Source organism: Nitratidesulfovibrio vulgaris str. Hildenborough, assembly GCF_000195755.1.
In the GTDB taxonomy this organism is placed as follows: domain Bacteria; phylum Desulfobacterota; class Desulfovibrionia; order Desulfovibrionales; family Desulfovibrionaceae; genus Nitratidesulfovibrio; species Nitratidesulfovibrio vulgaris.
Window position 1 is genome coordinate 759284 of the sequence record NC_002937.3, and the last position, 19378, is coordinate 778661.

Consider the following 19378-nt stretch of genomic DNA (forward strand, 5'->3'; position numbering starts at 1 on the left):
CCTCGGCGCGGACTGCTTTATGGAGGATGAGCCATCATGAAGGCGTTATCGGCCCATGTGTTCAGGGCCTACGATATCAGAGGGATTGTCGACACCGATTTCGACCCGGAATGGGTCGAGAGACTCGGGAGGGCCTGCGGAACCTACTTTGTCTCGCACGGTCACGGGGCTGCCGTTGTGGGGTTCGATTGCCGCCACAGTTCGCCAGCCTACCACGACGCACTCGTGCGCGGCCTGCTGTCGACGGGGGTGGATGTGACCAGCGTGGGCATGGTGCCCACCCCGGTATTGTATTTCGCCGTGAAACACCTCGGGCGCAAGGCCGGGGTCATGATCACGGCAAGCCACAATCCATCGGAATACAACGGGTTCAAGGTCGTCGCCGGTGAGTCGACCATCCACGGCGAGGAGATTCGCCGCATATGGGAGGTCTTCGAGCGTGGCGAGTTCGCTTCGGGGCACGGCATCGGGTGTTCCCATGACATCGTGCCCTCCTACATCGAAGCCATCACCTCTGATGTGCACCCCGCGCGCAAGCTGAAGGTCGTTGTCGACGGAGGCAACGGTGCTGGCGGCGAGCTTTGCGTTGAAGTGCTGCGCAGGCTGGGTGTGGAGGTCGTGGCGCAATTCTGCGAACCCGATGGCGACTTCCCCAACCATCACCCCGACCCCGTGGTCGAGGCCAACATGACCGCGCTCATGGAACGCGTGCAGGTCGAACGCGCAGACCTCGGCATCGGTCTCGACGGCGATGCCGACAGGCTTGGTGCCGTAGACGGGATGGGGCGGCTGCTGAACGGTGACGAACTGCTTTCGCTCTATGCGCGCGAGATGCTGGCCCGTAGACCGGGCGAGACGGTCATCGCCGACGTCAAATGTTCGCATCGCCTTTTCGACGACATCGAGGCGCACGGCGGCAAGCCCATGATGTGGATCACAGGGCACTCCGTGGTCAAGGCGCGTATGCTCGAAGTCGGCGCACCGCTGGCGGGTGAGCTTTCGGGGCACATGTTCTTCGGCGACAGATGGTTCGGCTTCGACGACGCCATCTACGGGGCTGCCCGTCTCGTGGAACTGCTCGCAGCCAGTGACGTGCCCCTGACCGACCTGCCCGGCTGGCCGCCAAGCCACGCGACCCGTGAATTGCACCTGCCCTGTCCGGAGCACGCCAAGTTCGAAGTCGTGCGGAGGGCACAGGCCTATTTCCGTGAGCGATGCACCATCAACGACATCGACGGTGCGCGTGTGATCTTTCCCGATGGATGGGGCCTTGTGCGTGCCTCCAACACCCAGCCGGTGCTCGTGTTGCGTTTCGAGGCGCAGACGCCGGAACGTCTGGCCGAGATTCGCGCCTTCGTCGAAGAACCGTTGCGACGCTGGGTCGCGGAACTTTCATAGCATCGGGTGTGGTATCGTGTCCGACCGGATGAGTGCGGTCAGGACAAGGAGACTGTGACATGAAGATTCTCAAGGCGAACCGGATGGAGCGCTGTATCGGCTGCCATGCCTGTTCCCTCGCCTGTGCGCGGCTTGTGCACAAGCGTCTGTCGTGGGTGACGGCCGGAATCCGCATCACGTCGGCAGGCGGGCTTTCGACAGGGTTCGAGGCGCGCCTGTGTCTTGCCTGCGACCCCGCACCCTGTGCGCAGGCCTGCCCGACCGGTGCCTACGCGCAACGCAAGGGTGGCGGCGTGAAGGTCGACAGGTCGCTGTGCATCCGTTGCGGGCGTTGCGCCGAAGCCTGCCCGGTGGATGCCGTGCACATGGACGGTGAGACCGGCCTGCCCTACGTGTGCATCCACTGCGGGCGTTGTGTGGCCTTCTGCCCCCATGAATGTATCGAACTGGTCGACCAGCCCGTGGCCGATGCCGCATCGGACGAAGCGGGAAGGGAGACGGGTGACGACAAGGCCCTGCCGCGAAAGGCAGGGCTGGTGAATGACGCTTCGGAGGTGGGGCATGCCGATTGAAGGAACCGCCTCGCGCGTGCTGCATGTGGACCTTGAGTCGGGTGCCTCGCGTGTGCTGCTTTTCGAGGGACGCCCGCACCATCTCGGCGGCAGCGGGCTTGCCGCTGCACTGTATGACGCCTACGGGTTGCCGGAATCTCCGGCTTTCGACCCGCGGCAGCCGCTCATCTTCGCCATCGGACCGCTTTCGGGGTTCTTTCCCCTCATGAGCAAGGTCGTGTGCGGCTTCCGTTCGCCGTACACGGGAGAATGGGCCGAGAGTCACGCGGGGGGACGTCTTGCCCTGTCGCTGCGCTTCGCGGGATATGACGCGCTGATGATCACCGGACGGGCGCGAACGCTCTCATGTCTTGTCGTGGGGTCGCGTCGTCTCGAAATCCACGATGTCCACTACCTGCGCGGACAGGACGTGTTCACTTCCGGGAAGTATCTGCGTCGCTATGGCAAGGAGTCGTCAGGGCATCGTAGCACGGTGCGCATCGGGCCTGCGGGCGAGCGTGGTGTCACCTTCGCGTGCGCCAACGTCGACTCGTTCCGGCATTTCGGACGACTGGGCGCAGGTGCCGTCATGGGCGGCAAGAATCTCAAGGCGCTGGTCGTGACGGGCGACTCGGGCATCGAACTGCCTGAAGGGCGCGACTATCCGAAACTCTACAAGGAAGTGTACCAGTCGGTCACCGGTACCGACATGATGCAGAAGTACCACGACCTCGGCACTGCCGAGAACCTGCTGGTGCTCAATGAACTGAAGGCGTTGCCGTGGCGCAACCTGCAAGCCACGACAGACCCCGCCATCGACGGCATCTCTGGCGAACGGTTCGCGGAACAGCTTCTGCTGCGGCAGACCGCCTGCGCGGGCTGTCCGGTGGGGTGCATCCACATCGGGCTGCTGCGACAGCAGTTCGCCCGCGACCACGAGTTCCTCTACAAGCAGGTGTCATACGACTACGAACCCATCTTCGCGCAGGGTTCCATGCTGGGCCTGACCAACGCCTCCGACGTGCTTGCCCTGCTCGATGAGACGGAGAAACTCGGCCTTGACTGCATGAGCGCCGGTGTCGCACTGGCATGGGTGGCGGAGGCGTTCGAAAAGGGTGTCGTCACCGAGAAGGAGACGCTGGGCCCGGTGCACTTCGGCAACGTGGCCACGTTCGTCGCCGCGCTGCACCACCTTGCCAACGGAACCTCCGAATTCTGGCAGGCGTTGGGCAAGGGGGTGCTGTATGCCGCAGACATCTACGGCGGTGCCGACTTCGCCTGTGTCCTCGGTCAGGAGATGGCAGGCTATGCCACGGGCGAGGTGTATTTCGTCTCACAGGCCCTGGGGTTCAGGCATTCGCATCTCGACAGCGGCGGCTATGCCTACGACCAGTCCGCCAAGGACAAGGACGTGGACAAGGCCGTGCGGCATCTGCTGGATGACGAGTACAAAAGGCTGACCATCAACTGCATGGTGGCCTGTCTCTTCGCCCGCAAGGCCTACCCGCCGGAACGCCTTCAGGAGGCCCTTGCCTCTCTCGGCATGCGCGCCGAGGCCGATGCCCTGCCCGAGTCGGGGCGTGCCATGCAGGCCCTGCGGTGGTCGCTCAAGTTCCGCACGGGGTTCCGTCCGGAGAACGTGCGTATCCCCAAACGGTTCACCGAGGTCGTCACATGGAAGGGCCCCATGGACGTCGACTACATGGATGCCGTGCGACAGGCCTACACGTCCGAGTTGTACCGCATGGTGGTGGACGCCGCACGGGAGGCATAGATGTTGCGCGGTGTCGGGCCACTCATACAGGCGTCGTCATGGCGCGAACTCCTAGCCCGGTTCATGCTGCTGTGTCTTGTGCTGGCCTTGACGGCGGGCGGCTTCTGGTACAACTACGAGCGCCGCTTCAAGGACATTCAGGCCGGGGCGGCATTGCGCGACGGCGGGGCACACCTCCCCGAACCCCAGCGCGAGGCGCTGCACCGGCTCGTTGCCGCCTTTGCCGAGGGCTACGGCATCCGGCTCGTGGTGCAGGTGACCGAAGGCGTTGTGGATGTCCCGCGACTGGAAGGCAACACCCTCTTTGTGGGGGTGAACGTCCATTCGGGCATGTCGGTGGTCGTGTTCCCTCCCCTGCTGCGCAAGGTGACGGGCGAGGGGCCAAGACTGCATCTCGAATCGGAACAACTCCAGCGCCGCATTGCGGCGGGTGAAGAGGCCGGGGCCGTACTGGTCGACGCGCTCACCCTGCTTCTTGCACAGCTGGGCAAGACATCATGAAAGGCTAGCATGTCGCAGTTCGACGTAACGGTGTTCACGGACGGTTCGTGCCTTGGCAATCCCGGCCCCGGGGGCTGGGCGGCCATCATGCGCTGCAACGGGTGTGAGAAGGAGCTTTCGGGCGGCTTCGCCCTGACGACGAACAACCGCATGGAGATTCTCGCCGTGCTGGAGGCCCTTGAGGCCCTTCGCGACCCCTGCAAGGTCACGCTATTCACGGACTCGCAGTATGTACGCAACGCCGTCGAGAAGAAGTGGCTTGCGGGGTGGCAGCGCAACGGATGGAAGACCGCCGACAAGAAACCCGTGAAGAACCGCGACCTGTGGGAACGTCTGGTGCCGTTGCTGGCGAAGCATTCGGTATCCTTCCGGTGGGTGCGCGGGCATAGCGGGCATCCCGAGAACGAGCGTTGCGACGTTCTGGCACGGGCGCAGGCTTCACGCCGGGGATTGCCGGAAGACCCCGGTTTCACGGCCTGATACGGGCGTGTGGCGGGCCATGGCGCGTCTCCCGTACGGGGCCGGCTGCAGACGTTTTGGCGACCGATGTGCCAGCCATAGGTGTGGCACAGGATACCTCCCCGTCGGACGTGTCGACAAGATACCGGGTGGCGGGGCGAGTCCCTTCCGGAACGTGTCGCGTGTCATGGTCTGGCATCTGCCCGGCATTGTTCCGCTAGCCTCTGCGGGTGTGGCCGCAGGCCCCACGGCGCAGATGGGCGGCGAGCCATCGTGGCGGGCGTGGCGCACCTTGCTTTTTGCATGATGCCCATAACGACGCTTCACATGTAATGACCGATGACGTATACGATTCTCCTATCCGGGGGGAGGGAGCAGGAGAATGGCACAGACCGAGCAACAACCCGCCGTCACGCGGGCACGCACGGGGACTACGCTTGCCGTGCCCACAGGGACGAGGATGCTGCTGACTCTTCCGGGAGTCTTCGACAACATCCCCACCGACCTCGTGGGTATCGTCCAGGGCGAATTCCTCATTCTCAAGATGCCCATGGTTCCCGGCATCCGCGCCCGTCTGGGGCAGGGTGAACCTGTCACCATCCGGTATCTTTGCGGCGGCGTCATCTACGGTTTCGGCTCTTCGGTGATCACCTTCATTTCGCGCCCAGGGTTCCTGGTCTTTCTGGCATTCCCGGATGTCGTGGAACAGCTGGAATTGCGTCAGCACAGGCGTGTGAACTGCCTTCTGCCGTGTGCCGTACATGTCCCGGGCTGCGTCCTCTCGGGTATCATGCTCGACGTCAGCCTCGGTGGCTGCCGCATCGCGCTGGACCCCGGATGCACCCTGACCCCTGAAGACCTCGCCGGTCGGGATATGGTCGTCCTGCACCTGCCTACGCTGAGCGAGAACGAGAATACGGTGCTGTCCTGCCGCGTGAAGGCTGCAAATCTCGTCAACGGGCGTATCCATGCAGGATTGCAGTTCTTCGATCTGGACGAGGCTGCGAGAGGGGCATTGTTCGCCTACCTTGAAACCGTATCGTGCCTTATCTGACGGAGTAGCTTCCCATGACCGACGTTGCCACCCTCTGGGAGGGGCTTGGCGTGCCTCTGGTGCGCCTGCTGTCTTCCCTGTCTCTGGGGTTGCTTGTCGCCAACGTCATTGAATCGCTGAACTGGACTCGAGGTGTTGCGCGACTGGCAGCACCGCTTGTCCAGCTGGGGCATCTGCGTGATGTTGCGGGGGCTTCGTTCTCGCTGGCCTTCTTTTCGTCAGTAGCATCGAACTCGTTGCTTGCCGAAAGCTACGAACGTGGAGACCTGTCCCGACGCGAACTCATGTTCGCCAACCTGTTCAACAGCCTTCCCGCCTACCTCACCCATCTGCCGACACTGTTCTTCATGACGTGGACGGTACTCGGGTGGCCCGCCGTGGTCTATGTCGGGCTGACACTCGCTGCCGCAGCCATGCGCACCGTGCTCACGCTGCTGTGCGGGCGCGTGATGCTGCCCCCGTTGCCGGAGGGGTGCGTGACGTGCCGTCTGGACGAACACGGCGAGGTTTCGCGGGGCACTGCCCTGCAACGGGCGTGGCGCATGTTCCGCAGGCGGTTCCCCCGCCTTCTGCTGTTCACGATTCCGACGTATGTCGTCATGTACATGCTGCAGATTACCGGTGGTTTCGCATCTGCGCAGGATTGGCTGGCCGAACATGTACACTGGCTCGGTTTTCTCAGGCCCGAGGCTTTGGGCATCGTCGTGCTGCACCTCGCTGCAGAGTTCGGTGCCGCCCTGTCCGCAGCCAGTGCGGTTCTCAATACCGGTGCGTTATCCGAGCGCGAGATTGTGCTCGCCCTGCTCGTAGGCAATGTCCTCTCTACACCGATGCGGGCGTTCAGGCACCAGTTTCCGGCCTACGCCGGGTACTTCAAGCCCGCCTTGGCACTCAACCTTGTGCTTGCCAATCAGGTACTCCGTGCCTTGAGCATCATCTGCGTCGGGTGTGCCTACTATCTTGTGAGCGCCTAGCCCGGCGGTACACGCGTTCATACGTGCCCGCCGCCATGTCGTTTCCGGCATCGTCCTGTCGTGTTGCGTTCCCTCGGGGTCTGCCAAGGCTGATAGTCTCACACCTTGTGTGCTGCGGCCCCCTGCGGGCGCCTGCCGTCCTTCCACGCAAAGAACGCCGGATAGGGCATGAGAGCCCTCGCTCGAGGGCCTTCTCACCGTGTGTGCCGAACACGGTCAGGCTGACCGGCAGGCCTGTGGGGTGCTATGTCGACGCGCCTTGCTGTACCGAGCCCCCGCAGTGACGCAGGTGCCGCACTCGGCCTGCGCCTTCTCCTCCCTGCTCACATTCGAGCGACAGGCCGTCGCCCATACCTCCCTGTAAGCAACGACAGGGTGTGTGGCGTTCCCGTCCGGTGTCTCTAGCGTAGGTCGCACCTCAAGGGTGGGTACATGGTGTTTCCGTAAGTCTCCTGTCCGGGAACAGAAGGGCTGCAACGAAAAAGGAGCGGGGGTGACCCCGCTCCTTTTGAAGGCGATGCTCGCGCAAGGGTTACTTGCGGTTCAACTCCGCTTCCTGCGGGAAGATGGGCAGATAGCGGTAGGAGAGGCTGAGCACGAGGGCAGCATAGGCGACGATCATCACGCTGGCACCCCATTCGGCCCAGTTCGGCAGGTAGCTTTCCCACGAGTCGAAGGGCATGACCGGGATGGCGAGTGCCTGCACGGTCATGACGTAGCGGTTGATGGTGATGCCGATGCAGTCGAGGATGGCTGCGCTGTAGAACAGCACAGGGTTGTTGCGCAGGGCGGGCACGATGAGGATGATGGCAGGAACCAGACCGCAGTAGAACAGTTCGGCCCACAGCATCCACTTGCCGTAAATCCAGCCGCTGGTGAACATCTGATCGAAGGTCAGCCCCTGACGCGGGAGCAGGTCGTAGGCCCACGCGTAGGTGTCGGCGAACTTGAAGATCAGGTAGACCATGAGCATGGTACCGGCGATCTTGCCCATGAGGCTCTTCACTTCCCACGACACCAGCTTGCGGCCGGTCATCTTCTCCATGAGCGTGCAGACCAGCACCGTGAACACCGGGCCGGAGCCCACGGCGGAGAGCACGTACAGGAAGAAGGTCCAGGGCCAGATGAAGAAGCCTTCGCGGTAGATGTAGGGACGGCCGAAGAGGACGCCGTACATGCCACCGAGCGAACCCTGGTGGAAGGTGGAGAGGAAGGCACCGATACCGGCGAACAGCGGCATCATGACGTGGAAGTTATGCGCCACGGCATGCACCAGCTTGTTCTTGTTGAGCTGACGGTTTTCGAGGATCAGCGGGACGTACTCGATGATGAGCACGAGGCAGTAGCACGTGATGCAGAAGATGACTTCGGTGAGCATCGAGTGCACGTTGGCGTGCCAGTAGCCGAACCATGCGCGAAGCGGCTGGCCGATGTCGAGCACGAGCACGAGCATGGCACCCGAGTAGCACAGAAAGCCGATGATGACGGCAAGGTTGATGATGTTCTTCAGCGGGTCGATGTTCAGGATGTAGCGCAGCAGACCCGAGAAGAACGCACCGGCACCGAGGGCGATGACGGCAAGGTCGAACGTGATCCAGAGGCCGAAACCGAAGTAGTCGTCAAGCCCGGTCACGCCGAGGCCTTCGGCGAGGACGCGGTAGGCCGCGTACAGACCCCAGCCGAAGAACACGAACACGAAGGCCATCCACATCATGAACTTGGAGAGTGAGCAGCGCTCGCAGCCCTCCGGGAACAGTTCGGCATCGACGGGAAGGTTGTAGTTCTTGTCCATGACCTACCCCTTGACCTTTTCGTGTTCGAGATAGTTGTCGCCAAGGCGACGCACCCATTCACGGCGGCTCAGGTAGTACACCTGCGGGTCGGTGCCGAGGCGTTCGAGCAGCCTGAAGGCATACTTGCTCTTGTGGAGTTCATGCACACGATGCTCGGGGTTGTTGAAGTCCCCGAAGATGATGGCGCCGTTGGGGCACGCCTCGGTGCACGAGGTCACGTAGTCACCGTCACGCAGGGCGCTGGGGTCGCGTCCTTCGACACGGGCCTTATCCTTGGCCTGCATGAAGCGGTGGTGGCAGAAGGTGCACTTTTCCACGACACCGCGCGGACGTACGGAGACGTCGGGGGTGAGGGTCTTGTCCATACCTTCGGGCCACGTGGGGTCGAACCAGTTGAAGTAACGGGCATGGTAGGGGCACGAGGCCATGCAGTACCGGCAACCGATGCATCGCGGGTACACCTGGCTGACGATGCCGCCTTCCTCGTTCTTGTCGGTCGCCACGACAGGGCACACCGACACGCATGAAGGCTTGCCGCACTGCATGCACGGACGGGGCAGGTAGGCCACGTCGTGCTCGGGGAACGGCTTGCCGTTGTTGAGTTCGTACACCACAAGCCAGTTCAGCGACTTCAGCTTGTTGCTGGCATCAGGCTGCGGGGCGATGTTGTTCTCGGCCTGACAGGCAACCATGCACGCGCCGCAGCCCGTACATTTGTCGAGGTCGATGACCATCCCCCACTTGATCTTGAATTCCTTGAAAGAAGACATGACGTACGTTCCTTATGCTTTGGCGATGTTGACGCCGGCACCGGTCCAAACCGCGAGCCCTGTAACAGGCTCGGTGCTGGGTGCAAGCAGGTGCATCACGTTTTCGCCCTTGCCCTTGCTGAACTCGTCGAAGGCGGTGTGGCCGAAGCCGAGCGGCATCGCCACGGTGTCGTTCATGACACCTTCGAAGATGTTCACGCGGACCGTCACCTTGCCTGTGGGGTTGGACAGCACGACGCGGTCATGCTGAGCGAGACCCAGCTTGCGGGCGGTCGCACCGTTCAGCATCACGTAGCCTTCCTTGCCCTGAACTTCCCAGCGGCGGATGGTCTTCGTGTTGAACGGCGGAATGGCCGTCTTGCTGGTGCCCATGTTCAGCTTCATGACCGGGGCGAGCGCCAGCGGAAGGGCGGGGGCCTTCACGTCGAGCGCCTTGGAGAGTACGTCGGGCCGGAACGACAGGTTGGCACCTACAGTCGCGCGGCTGGTGAAGGCGGTGCCCTCGGCCAGCTTGTCGAAGTCGGCACCGTGGGCGGCTGCCTTGGCCTTGAGCATGTCTTCGAAGGAGGCTACGCCGAGGTCGAGACCAAGCTTGCCACCGAGGGCGATGAGCGCGTCACCGGCGGGCTTGGTGTCGAACAGGGGAGCCGTTACGGGCGTGGCGAGGCTGTAGACGACTTCGCCGCAACCGTAGGGCGTGCATACGTCGTCGAGTCGTTCAAGCCCCATGGATACGGGGATGACGAGGTCGCACTGCATGGCGGTCTCATCGAGGAAGCTGGTGAAGGCCACCTTGAAGGGAACCTTGGCCAGCGTGTCCTTGAAGGCCGAGCCCTGCGGGAGGGCGTAGACCGGGTTGGCCTCGTAGACCAGCATGGCCTTGGGAGCCTTGGCCTTGCCGGAGGCAATGGCGGAGGCCCACAGGGTGAGGTCCTGCTGCAGCATGGCCTTGCGGTCCATGCCTGCGGGAACGACCTTCCTGGCCACGGGCAGGGCCCGCAGGCCGCCGTCCCGGTTCACCGAGCCAAGCAGCATGTTGAGGGCGATGCCAGCCATGACGGGGGCAGCGCCTGCGCCCTGGCTGAATTCGGAACCCACGATGACCAGAGGATGCTTCGCCTTGGCGAGTGCCTGTGCAAGGGCTGTGAGGGCCTTCGCGTCGACACCGGTCTGGGCGGCGACCTTCTCGGGGGAGAAGGAGGCGGCGAGACTGCGGAAGGCGTCGAAGTCGGGAGCGGAGGACGATGCCCCCGCCTTGATGAGCAGATGGGCCAGACCGAGGGCGAAGGCCGATTCGGTCCCGGGGCGGATGGGCAGCCAGTCGTCGGCGCCTGTGGCGGTGTTGTTGAGCACCGGCCCGGCATAGACGAACTGCGCCGTGGGCTCGGCCCCGTGCGGGTGGCTGGCGCCGAAGGCATGGCGGTTACGGATGGCCGTTCCCCATGCTTCGAGGACGTTGGCACCGATGGCGAGCACGAAGTCGCTCTTCTCGATGTCGTAGCCGATTTGCCCTTCGCCGCCCATGAGGTCCCATGCCTTGGCGGCGGGCTGTGCCTCGCCGGGCATGAGGAAGAAGCTCTTCGAACCGCTCTGCTGCACGAAGGCGGAGAGCAGTTCGTTGATGGTGCCGTTGTCGTCGCCGGAGATGCAGGCGAGGGCGTCGCCGCCCTTGGCGGCCTTGAGGCCGTCAAGCAGCATGGCCTCCGCCTCTTCCCACGAGATCATCACATACGCGCCGTCGGGCGAACGCTTCAGCGGGCGCTTCATGCGCGCGGGGCTGTAGAGCATCTGCACTTCGGCGGCAGCGATGGAAGACACGCCGCCCTTGCTCAGCGGGTGTTCGGGGTTGCCGATGACGCGCACGGGGCGGCCGTCGACAAGGCGTACCCGGACACCTATGCCGGTGGGGCAGAGCTTGCTGACAGTGGGAACGTAGCTGTTGGCCCCCTTGATGTTACGGGGGATCCACGACCAGTTCTGGGACCAGATGGATACGTCATCGAGGCCTTTCCACACCACGGGAGTGGCGAGGATGCCTGCGGTGGCGCCGCCTATGAACTTGAGAAAACCTCTTCTGTCCAGTGCCATTGCACCACCCCTCTGTTACTTGTGGCACACGAAGCAGGCGTTGCTGGAGTTGGTCACGCCAAGGTGGTTCTCATTGGCGTGGCAACGCTCGCACTGCCACATCTTCATGGTCTGCTTGCTGTAACCGGTAAGCTTGTTCTCGTAGTGGGTCGGGGCCTTGTCGGAATCCGCCACGTCGAGGTGGCAGAGATTGCAAAGCTCCCTCTCCGAGAACTGGTGACACTGGTTGCAGCCGTCCAGAGAGTGCGCCGCATGGCTGAAGAACACGTTGTCGGGCTGATACTGGTAGACCAGCCACTTCACTTCCTTGCCGGACTTCACGTACTCAGCCACGAACCGCGCCTCTTCGGGGTCGGACCCGAGGACGTCGGAGTGGCATTCGGCACAGCTCGCGGTGGAGGGCAGGCCAGCAAAGGACCCGTCCTCGCGCAGGCTGTGGCACTGCTTACATTCCATGCCAGCATCATTGACATGGACCTTGTGGCTGAACCGGATCGGCTGTTCTTTCTGGCTGTAGAGCATTTCCGGGAATGCCCACCAACCGAAGACCAGCGCGACGACCAGGCCGACGAAGAACGGCGCTGCGCCACCACATGCGCATTTGCGACCGTTTTCGTTGTCTGCATTGGTTAACTGCCTGTCCTCCATACCCTTCGCCTCAGCAGGTTTGAAGATGGATAACGATAGCCCACACTTGCCAAGCAACCTTAATAGGCGGCTGCGAGAAACCTTGTCAAGGTGAAATATTTCACGAACTAGCGAGTATTTCAGCTAATGGACTGTCATCATTGGAGGGCGTCAGGGGCTGGATGAGAGGCGCATATTGTGCGTCATGTCAAACGCAGGCCCGGAACCGCCCCCCTAGTCTCTATAGGATGACCGTGGGCGGACCTGTCCCTGTCGCGTTCGACATGCAGACTCCCTGCATGTCGATGCGTCTGAAAGAAAGGCTGGCATCTTTCGCGTGACAGTCGGTATACGACACGTTCGAAAGACGCTGCCCGAGAACTTCGATGCGTATCTAGGGCAGATGATGCCGGAAGGGGCGCAGGCGCAGCCGCTCTTGCAGGCGGCCCTGCGCACCTGCTTCTGACGCGGTTGGCGCGCCAGATGGTGAAGCCTCGCCATCCGCCGTCGAGTTGCGTCCTGCCAGTATGTGCCTCTACTTCGGCTTTCTACCGTAGACGTCCTCGAAGCGGACGATGTCATCCTCCTCAAGGTATGGGCCGCTTTGCACTTCGATGAGTTCCAGCGGAATCTTGCCGGGGTTCGATAGCCTGTGCATGGCGCCGCGCGGGATGACGGCCCACTGGTTCTCGGTGAGGAGGGTCTCGGTCTCGCCCACCTGCACCAGTGCCGCCCCGCTGACGACGACCCAGTGTTCGCTGCGGTGATGATGCATCTGCAGGGAAAGGCGCGCGCCGGGAAGCACGGTGATGCGTTTGATCTTGAAGAGTTTGCCCTCTTCGAGAACAGTGTAGCTGCCCCACGGTCTGTGCACGGTGAGATGGACTTCGGCAAGCGAACTGCTCTCGGCCTTGAGCAGTTCAACGACATCCTTCACCCGTTGCGTCTTGTCGAGGGCACACACGAGGGTGGCGTCACGGGTCTGCACGGCGACGATGTCCTTGAGGCCGATGCCGACAAGCTTTCCGCCCCTCGAGAAGAGCATGGAGTTTTCACAGTCGAGGGCCATGGTGTCACCGCGGCGCACGCAGCCCGATTCGTCTTTCTTGCCCAACCGGTAGAGGGCTTCCCAGCTGCCGAGGTCGTCCCAGCCGAAGTCCGCCTCCACGACGGCGATGCGGCTGGCGTGTTCCATGATGCCGTAATCCACCGAGATGGAGGGGATGGATGTATAGCCTTCGATGAGCGGACGGTCGCCCCTGCTTTCCCACCAGTGACCAAGGTCGGACTGGTGCGCGTGCACGGCTTCGATGAGGGACTGGCCGTTGAAGACGAACATGCCACTGTTCCAGAAATAGCGGCCATCCTTCAGGTAGGCCGTAGCTGTGGCATGGTCGGGCTTTTCGACGAAACCTTCGACCTCGAACGACCTGTCTGCGATGCTGTCGCCGCGACGGATGTAGCCGTAGCCGGTCTCGGGATGCGTGGGCGGTACGCCGAAGGTGACGAACCAGCCGTCATCGGCAAGGCGTGTCGCCTCATCGAGGGCGGCTTGCCATCGAGGGATGTCGCCCAGCATGTGGTCGGACGGAAAGACGGCGATGGTGGGCGGTGTCTCGCCTCCGGTGGCCCGCCATGCGGCGTCGAGGCCGAGAAGGATGGCGGGCAGGGTATTGCGCCCGCGCGGTTCGGCGATGACACCGGCTTCAAGACGCGGGTCGAGGGTGCGGGCCTGCGCCCGGACCTCGAAGACGTGTTCTTCGTTGGTGACGACGTGGATGTGGTCGGGCCGGAAATGGGTGAGCGCGCGCTTGAGGGTCTCCTGCAACAGGGTCAGGTCGCCATTGAGCGCGATGAGTTGTTTGGGGAACAGAGAGCGCGAAATGGGCCAGAGGCGAGTGCCGGAACCTCCGGCGAGGATGATGGCGTGACAGGCGGGGGACTGCGCGTTCATGCGTGCTCCGTGTCGGGAGTGAAGCTGAAGGGGGTGCGAAAGTCGCGGAAGGTGCCGTGCCGCTGGTCTTTGGCAGACAGGATGGGTGTCATGTCGGGCCATGTGATGCCGATGTCCGGGTCGTTCCACGGCAGCCCCTGTTCCAGTGCCGGGGCATAGTAGGCGTCGACCTTGTACATGACCTCCGTTCCCGGTTCGAGCGTCATGTAGCCATGGGCGAAGCCGCGTGGCACATAGATCCGCTGGAACGATGCGGCGGTGAGGGTGCAGCCGAACCAGCGTCCGAAGGTGGGCGAGCCCTCGCGCAGGTCGACGGCGACATCATAGATGGAACCCTGGACGGCCCAGACGAGTTTTGCCTGCGTCATGGGAGGAAGCTGAAAATGCAGCCCGCGCAGGACACCCGCATCTTCCGAACGCGCGTGGTTGTCTTGCACGAAGCGCTGACCGTGCGTCAGGGTGTCGAAGAACGACTCCCGGTAGGTCTCAAGAAAAAAGCCACGTTCGTCCCGGTGGGCCTGTGGCGTAAGCAGCCGTAACCCGGGAAGTCCGGTTTCTGTGATGTGCATAGGACATCCTTCATGCGTTTTTCAGCACCCTAACCGAGGCGTCGCCTTTTTTGAAGAGGCGGGGTAGAATAAGAGTCTATTGCCGTGCTCAGACAGATGGGGTAGGTAGCTGATTGTTTGTATCTCCATAACATGATTTTCTTTATATATCAGTGAATACCGTGGGGGCGGGAGGAATGGCGAGAGAGTTACACACTGACGGGGAAGGCGATACTGCGGCCCATGCGCGCATCGCTGCACTTGAGGCCGAGGTTGAGGCCTTGCGTGCACGGGAACGGACGTTGCGCGATATTCTTCTTTCCATTCCCGACATGATCACCGTGCACGACCGTAACGAGAGCATCGTGTTCAGCAACTGGAAGGGTGACGACCTCTACTGGGAGAACCTTGGCGGTGAACGGCACGGAAGTCGGTGCTACGGCTGCTACTTCAGGGGGGAGAAGCAGTGCGACGCCTGTCAGATTGCCGAAGTCTTCGATACGGGCGTGCAGAAGAGCATCGAGCTTTACAACCCCGAGATTCGGGCCTTCAGGTCCATCACGGTCTTCCCGGTACACAACGCCGCTGGTGAGGTCGTGATGGTGGCCGAGTATGTGCGGGACGTGACCGCCACGCGGCGTATGGAACGCGAACTGCGCGTTGCCAAAGAGGCGGCAGAGGCCGCGGACAAGGCCAAGAGCGAGTTTCTCGCCTCCATGAGTCACGAGATACGCACCCCCATGAACGGAGTGCTCGGCATGCTCGACCTTGCGCTCGATACGCGCCTCGACGATGAGCAGCGCGATTATCTCGAGGCGGCACAGAATTCGGCCGAATCGCTGCTCGCGCTCATCAACGACATCCTCGACTTCTCCAAGATCGAAGCCGGCATGGTGGAACTGGACAGTCAGGCCTTCAGGCTACGTAAACGCCTCTCCACCCTGCACACCATGTTCGTGCACCGGGCAGAGGAGAAGGGCCTCGCCTTCGGGTTCCGCATCGGTGAAGAGGTGCCGGACGGGCTGGTGGGCGACCCCATGCGGCTGCGACAGGTGCTGGTCAACCTGCTGGACAATGCCATCAAGTTCACCGAGCAGGGGCGGGTCTATCTGGACGTGCAGCTTGATGCAGCCCAAGGCGCGCTTCCGGCCGAAGGCGAGCCGATACTCCTGCGTTTTTCGGTCACGGACAGCGGGCCGGGTATTCTGGAAAGCCATCGCGAGCATATCTTCGAACGCTTCGTGCAGGCCGATGGTTCGCTGTCGCGCAGGCATCGCGGCACGGGGCTGGGCCTTGCCATCTGCAAACGGCTGGCGACGCTCATGGGGGGGACATCACGGTGGAAAGTGCTCCGGGCAGCGGCAGCACGTTCACCTTCACGGCGTCGTTCGAACGCGCCTCCTTCGACGGTGCCGCTGACGACCGCAAACTGGCGCGTCAGCCGCAGAAGCCCGTGACCCCGGCGCGCATCCTCGTCGCCGAGGACCATCCCATGAACCTCATGTTCATCGAGAAGCTTCTTGCCAAGCAGGGCTACGAGGTACACACCGTCACCGATGGCACCGAAGTGCTGCCCGCGTTGCAACGCGAGCGGTTCGACCTTGTACTCATGGACATCGCCATGCCGGTCATGGACGGTATCGAAGCTACCCGTAGTGTGCGTCAGGCCGGGAACATGATCACGGACAAGAACGTGCCCATCATCGCCATGACAGCCCATGCCATGAAAGGCGACCGTGAACAGTTCCTTGCCGCAGGCATGGACGACTACATCGGCAAGCCCATCAATTCAGACAATCTCTGCAACATGCTGCTGAAGCACCTGCAGCGTGCGCGCAGGGCGGCGGAGTGCGCTTCGGCGTCATCTCCGGCTTGACCGGGAGCGCGCCAGAGGGCATAACGCCCCGGACATGCCCCTGCGGGGGCAGATGCGGAAGGGTGGCAGAGTCCGGTTTATTGCGGCGGTCTTGAAAACCGTTGTGGGGGGAACCCCACCGGGGGTTCGAATCCCTCCCCTTCCGCCAGAACGATGTTTACAGAGTGCCCGCAAGTGCCAAAAAGCGCTTGCGGGCCTTATGTTTATGCGTGTTTCGAGTGGCGGGGAGTGACAGCGAGTGACAGCAAATCGCGTTGACAGCCGGGGCAACTGGGGGGCAACTTTGGGGGCAACGAAGCGCAGCTTGCAGGCCGTGCCCCATCTTCCGCAAGTCATCGTTCTGCCATCGTAACGAAGCGAACCCGCAACTGCCTGCGACAATTGCGGGTTCCTTTCTGATTCCGGTGCCAGCCTACTGCTGCCCCACCTGCACCATCTCCCGGATGACCTCGCGCAGTTCCTGTGCAAGGCGGCTCAGTTCCGTGACCGCTTCGGCGGACTGCGCCATGGCCTGTGCCGTCTCGGAGGCGATGGCACTTATCTCGTCACTGGCCCTGTTGATCTCTTCGCTGGCGGCGGACTGCTGTTCGGCCGCTGTGGCGATGTTCCGAACCTGGTCGGCAGTCGTCTCGACGATGCTGACGATGGTGCCGAGCGCCTTGCCCGCCTCTCCGGCAAGCCGCGTACTCTCGCCCACTGCCTCGGCCGCCTTGTCCATCTCCTGAATGTTTCCCCGTGCGCCGGACTGGATGGCGTGTACGGCCTCGCCCACCTCCCGGGTGGCGTTCATGGTCTTTTCGGCAAGCTTGCGCACCTCGTCTGCGACAACGGCGAACCCTCGTCCCGCCTCGCCCGCACGGGCCGCTTCGATGGCGGCGTTGAGGGCCAGCAGGTTCGTCTGGTCGGCGATGTCGTTGATGACCACCATCACCTGACCGATGGCGTCGGCTTGCACGCCAAGGGTCTCAAGACTGTGCTTGAGGGTCTCGGAGCGTTCTCGCACCGTGCCGATGGCATCGACGACCCGCTGCACCACCTCTTCACCGGAACGCGCCTGCCTGATGGCGGTGTCTGCCTGTTCCGCCGCAAGTGAGGCGTTGCGCGCCACCTCCATGGTCGTGGCGTTCATCTCCTCGATGGCGGTGGCACTCTCCGTGGTGCGTTCGCGCTGGATGTCGGACCCTCGCGCCGACTCTTCGACCTGCGAGGCTATCTCCGTCGCGGCCGATGACACCTGCTGCGAGATGGAGTCCGCGTGGTCAGCGGCCTTGGAGATGGCTTCGTTGGTGCGGCGTATGGCCTCCTCCTGCCGCTTGAGGTCGGTGAGGTCGAGGAAGAGGACGATGGCGCCGATGGCGTTGCCGTCGCGGTCATGGAGAGGGGCTGCCGTCAGCCGTGCCGTGCGCAGGTCTCCCTTCTTGGTTCGCAGGTTCTCTTCGGTCTGGGTCTCCTTGCCGTGCGAGATGGCGAGGGCAGAGCATGTCGGGCATTCATCTCCGAAAAGCTCTTCGGCCTTGCGTCCCTTCGACCAGTATTCGACCGGCCTGGGTTCGGCCATGTAGGTGATGAGATGGTCGTTGACGAAGGTGATGTCACCCTGCCTGTCGGTGGTCACCACGGGAATGGGAATGGCCCGCAGCACCCCTGTGGCGAAGCCGAGGCGTTCTTTCAGTTCTGTCACCATGCGGCGGATGGCTTCGGCGAGTTCGAGGAGTTCCCCCCTGAAGTCCCCGGCGAGTTGTGCGTCGAGGTCACCGCTGGCGATGTTGGCGGCAAAGTCGCGGATGGACGCCACGGGTCGCGTGACCGAACGCGCCACCAGCCACGCCACCCCGAGCATGACAAGGGCCACAAGCAACGCCCCGCCCGAGAGGGCAAGGTTCAGGGTACGCACCGGCTGGTGGACTTCGGCTTCATCGATTTCGGCGATGAGTGCCCAAGTCGTGTCACCGACCTTGAGCGGCGCGTAGACCGAAAGCACAGGGTTGCCGTTGTAGTCGTTGATGATGCGCGCGCCCGACGTGCCCGTCAGTGCGTCGCGGCTGGCTTCGGTGTCGACGCCGTTGCGTTCCACCGTTCCCGCGAACGAGGCGTTGACGGTGCGTCCCTTGGAATCGAGGAATGAATCTGACCTCATGCGCTTGTCGGGGCCGACGAGGTAGGTCTCTCCGGATGTGCCCATGCCGGAACGTTCCTGCATGATGGCGTTGATTTGCTCGTTGGAAATCTGGAGGACGACGACGCCTGCGACCGTCCCGTCGAAGGTGACAGGGGCTCCGGCGAACATGGCGGGAGCCCCCTGGGAGGGCTCGTAGGGCTTCATGTCCGACATGGCGGGCTGACCGGTCTGCATCACTCGTCGCCATACGTCGCGCAAGGGAGTGTCGATGCTTCCGGCTGCGGACGCGAAGTCGTTCTCCTTGGCCACGGAATAGACCACGTCACCCTTGGTGGCATCCAGCAGCAGGTCGTAGAAGCCTGTGGTCGATACGAAGTCGGCAAAGCCCTTGTGCAGCCTGTCATGTACGGCTTTGTACACTGGCGGGGCATCGAACCTGCCGTTGGCGTATCCCTTGAAACCGCCCCCCACACCGCCCGCAGCATTGAATGTCGTCGCAAGGTCTCGAAACGCAGGGCCCAGCCAGGGCGAACGGGCAGCGGTCAGGACGAACTGCTGACGTTCTTCGAAGAAGAGTCGCATCTGGTTGCCCTTGATGGTGCGGATGGCCGTGAGGCTGTCGTAGGCTTGCCGCATCAGCGCATCACTGCTCAATGTGGCGGCCCACAGACCGATGACGATGACGGGCGCGAGGCCAGCCAGCAGGAACAGGACGAGAAGCCTGTTACGCATGGAATCGAGAAGGTGCATGACATACCTCCGGCGTCGGGGCGCATACAGGTGAGGATACTCCAGCCCGGAAAGCGGTGGACATGATATTGTTGTACAATCATTTCATGACACTTCGGCAACATAGGGGCCGGATGGGGCGCGTGGCGCACGGGGTGGTGTT

Annotated in this window: 16 protein-coding genes and 1 tRNA gene; 10 read left to right on the forward strand and 7 right to left on the reverse strand. The window is 62.8% G+C overall.

Annotated elements, in window-relative coordinates; translation table 11 throughout:
• Positions 1–36: 36 nt before the first annotated feature.
• From DVU_RS03250 to DVU_RS03280, 7 genes are all read left to right on the forward strand, one after another.
• Entirely contained in the window at positions 37–1398 is a 1362-nt protein-coding gene (locus tag DVU_RS03250; RefSeq protein ID WP_010937988.1) for a phosphomannomutase/phosphoglucomutase, read from the forward strand.
• Between the two features lie 59 nt (positions 1399–1457).
• Positions 1458–1970, forward strand: coding sequence for a 4Fe-4S binding protein (locus DVU_RS03255; RefSeq protein WP_014524270.1), 513 nt, complete (start codon positions 1458–1460; stop codon positions 1968–1970).
• On the forward strand, positions 1960–3723 hold the full coding sequence (locus DVU_RS03260) for an aldehyde ferredoxin oxidoreductase N-terminal domain-containing protein (protein ID WP_014524271.1): 1764 nt from the start codon (positions 1960–1962) through the stop codon (positions 3721–3723). Before DVU_RS03255 ends, DVU_RS03260 begins: the two co-directional genes overlap by 11 nt.
• The gene (locus DVU_RS03265) at positions 3724–4224 is read left to right on the forward strand and encodes a hypothetical protein (RefSeq protein WP_010937991.1); all 501 of its coding nucleotides are present in this window, start codon (positions 3724–3726) and stop codon (positions 4222–4224) included.
• A 9-nt stretch (positions 4225–4233) separates the two neighbouring features.
• On the forward strand, positions 4234–4704 hold the full coding sequence (gene rnhA, locus DVU_RS03270; protein ID WP_010937992.1) for a ribonuclease HI: 471 nt from the start codon (positions 4234–4236) through the stop codon (positions 4702–4704).
• Between the two features lie 361 nt (positions 4705–5065).
• On the forward strand, positions 5066–5737 hold the full coding sequence (locus tag DVU_RS03275) for a flagellar brake protein (protein ID WP_010937993.1): 672 nt from the start codon (positions 5066–5068) through the stop codon (positions 5735–5737).
• A 14-nt stretch (positions 5738–5751) separates the two neighbouring features.
• Entirely contained in the window at positions 5752–6711 is a 960-nt protein-coding gene (locus DVU_RS03280) for a membrane protein (protein WP_010937994.1), read from the forward strand.
• A 532-nt stretch (positions 6712–7243) separates the two neighbouring features.
• Here DVU_RS03280 and qrcD read toward each other — a convergent pair.
• The 6 genes from qrcD to rfbC all read right to left on the reverse strand — a co-directional run bounded on the left by qrcD (position 7244) and on the right by rfbC (position 14512).
• A complete protein-coding gene (gene qrcD / locus DVU_RS03285) occupies positions 7244–8503 on the reverse strand; it encodes a menaquinone reductase integral membrane subunit QrcD (RefSeq protein ID WP_010937995.1) in 1260 nt (419 codons plus the stop codon).
• Between the two features lie 3 nt (positions 8504–8506).
• Complete coding sequence (gene qrcC / locus DVU_RS03290) at positions 8507–9274, reverse strand: menaquinone reductase iron-sulfur cluster-binding subunit QrcC (RefSeq protein ID WP_010937996.1); 768 nt, start codon at positions 9272–9274, stop codon at positions 8507–8509.
• Positions 9275–9286: 12 nt separating this feature from the next.
• Positions 9287–11362, reverse strand: coding sequence for a menaquinone reductase molybdopterin-binding-like subunit QrcB (qrcB, locus tag DVU_RS03295; RefSeq protein WP_010937997.1), 2076 nt, complete (start codon positions 11360–11362; stop codon positions 9287–9289).
• A gap of 15 nt (positions 11363–11377) precedes the next feature.
• Positions 11378–12010: a menaquinone reductase multiheme cytochrome c subunit QrcA gene (gene qrcA, locus DVU_RS03300; protein ID WP_010940677.1), complete on the reverse strand. Its 633-nt coding sequence runs from the start codon at positions 12008–12010 to the stop codon at positions 11378–11380.
• 514 nt (positions 12011–12524) lie between these two features.
• Positions 12525–13943: a mannose-1-phosphate guanylyltransferase/mannose-6-phosphate isomerase gene (locus tag DVU_RS03305; protein WP_010937999.1), complete on the reverse strand. Its 1419-nt coding sequence runs from the start codon at positions 13941–13943 to the stop codon at positions 12525–12527.
• Positions 13940–14512, reverse strand: coding sequence for a dTDP-4-dehydrorhamnose 3,5-epimerase (gene rfbC / locus DVU_RS03310; RefSeq protein WP_010938000.1), 573 nt, complete (start codon positions 14510–14512; stop codon positions 13940–13942). The genes DVU_RS03305 and rfbC overlap by 4 nt, the downstream gene beginning before the upstream one ends.
• A 176-nt stretch (positions 14513–14688) precedes the next feature.
• Here rfbC and DVU_RS03315 point away from each other — a divergent pair, with 176 nt between their 5' ends.
• The 3 genes from DVU_RS03315 to DVU_RS03320 all read left to right on the forward strand — a co-directional run bounded on the left by DVU_RS03315 (position 14689) and on the right by DVU_RS03320 (position 16515).
• Complete coding sequence (locus tag DVU_RS03315) at positions 14689–15948, forward strand: PAS domain-containing protein (protein ID WP_223295135.1); 1260 nt, start codon at positions 14689–14691, stop codon at positions 15946–15948.
• On the forward strand, positions 15945–16367 hold the full coding sequence (locus tag DVU_RS16760) for a response regulator (RefSeq protein ID WP_223295136.1): 423 nt from the start codon (positions 15945–15947) through the stop codon (positions 16365–16367). Before DVU_RS03315 ends, DVU_RS16760 begins: the two co-directional genes overlap by 4 nt.
• Before the next feature lie 56 nt (positions 16368–16423).
• Positions 16424–16515: transfer RNA gene (locus DVU_RS03320), tRNA-Ser, on the forward strand.
• 264 nt (positions 16516–16779) lie between these two features.
• On the opposite strand, the gene DVU_RS03325 is transcribed toward DVU_RS03320, so the two are convergent.
• Positions 16780–19236 carry a methyl-accepting chemotaxis protein gene (locus DVU_RS03325; RefSeq protein WP_010938001.1) on the reverse strand — a complete coding sequence of 819 codons (2457 nt, stop codon included), beginning with the start codon at positions 19234–19236 and terminating at the stop codon, positions 16780–16782.
• Between the last annotated feature and the right edge of the window lie 142 nt (positions 19237–19378).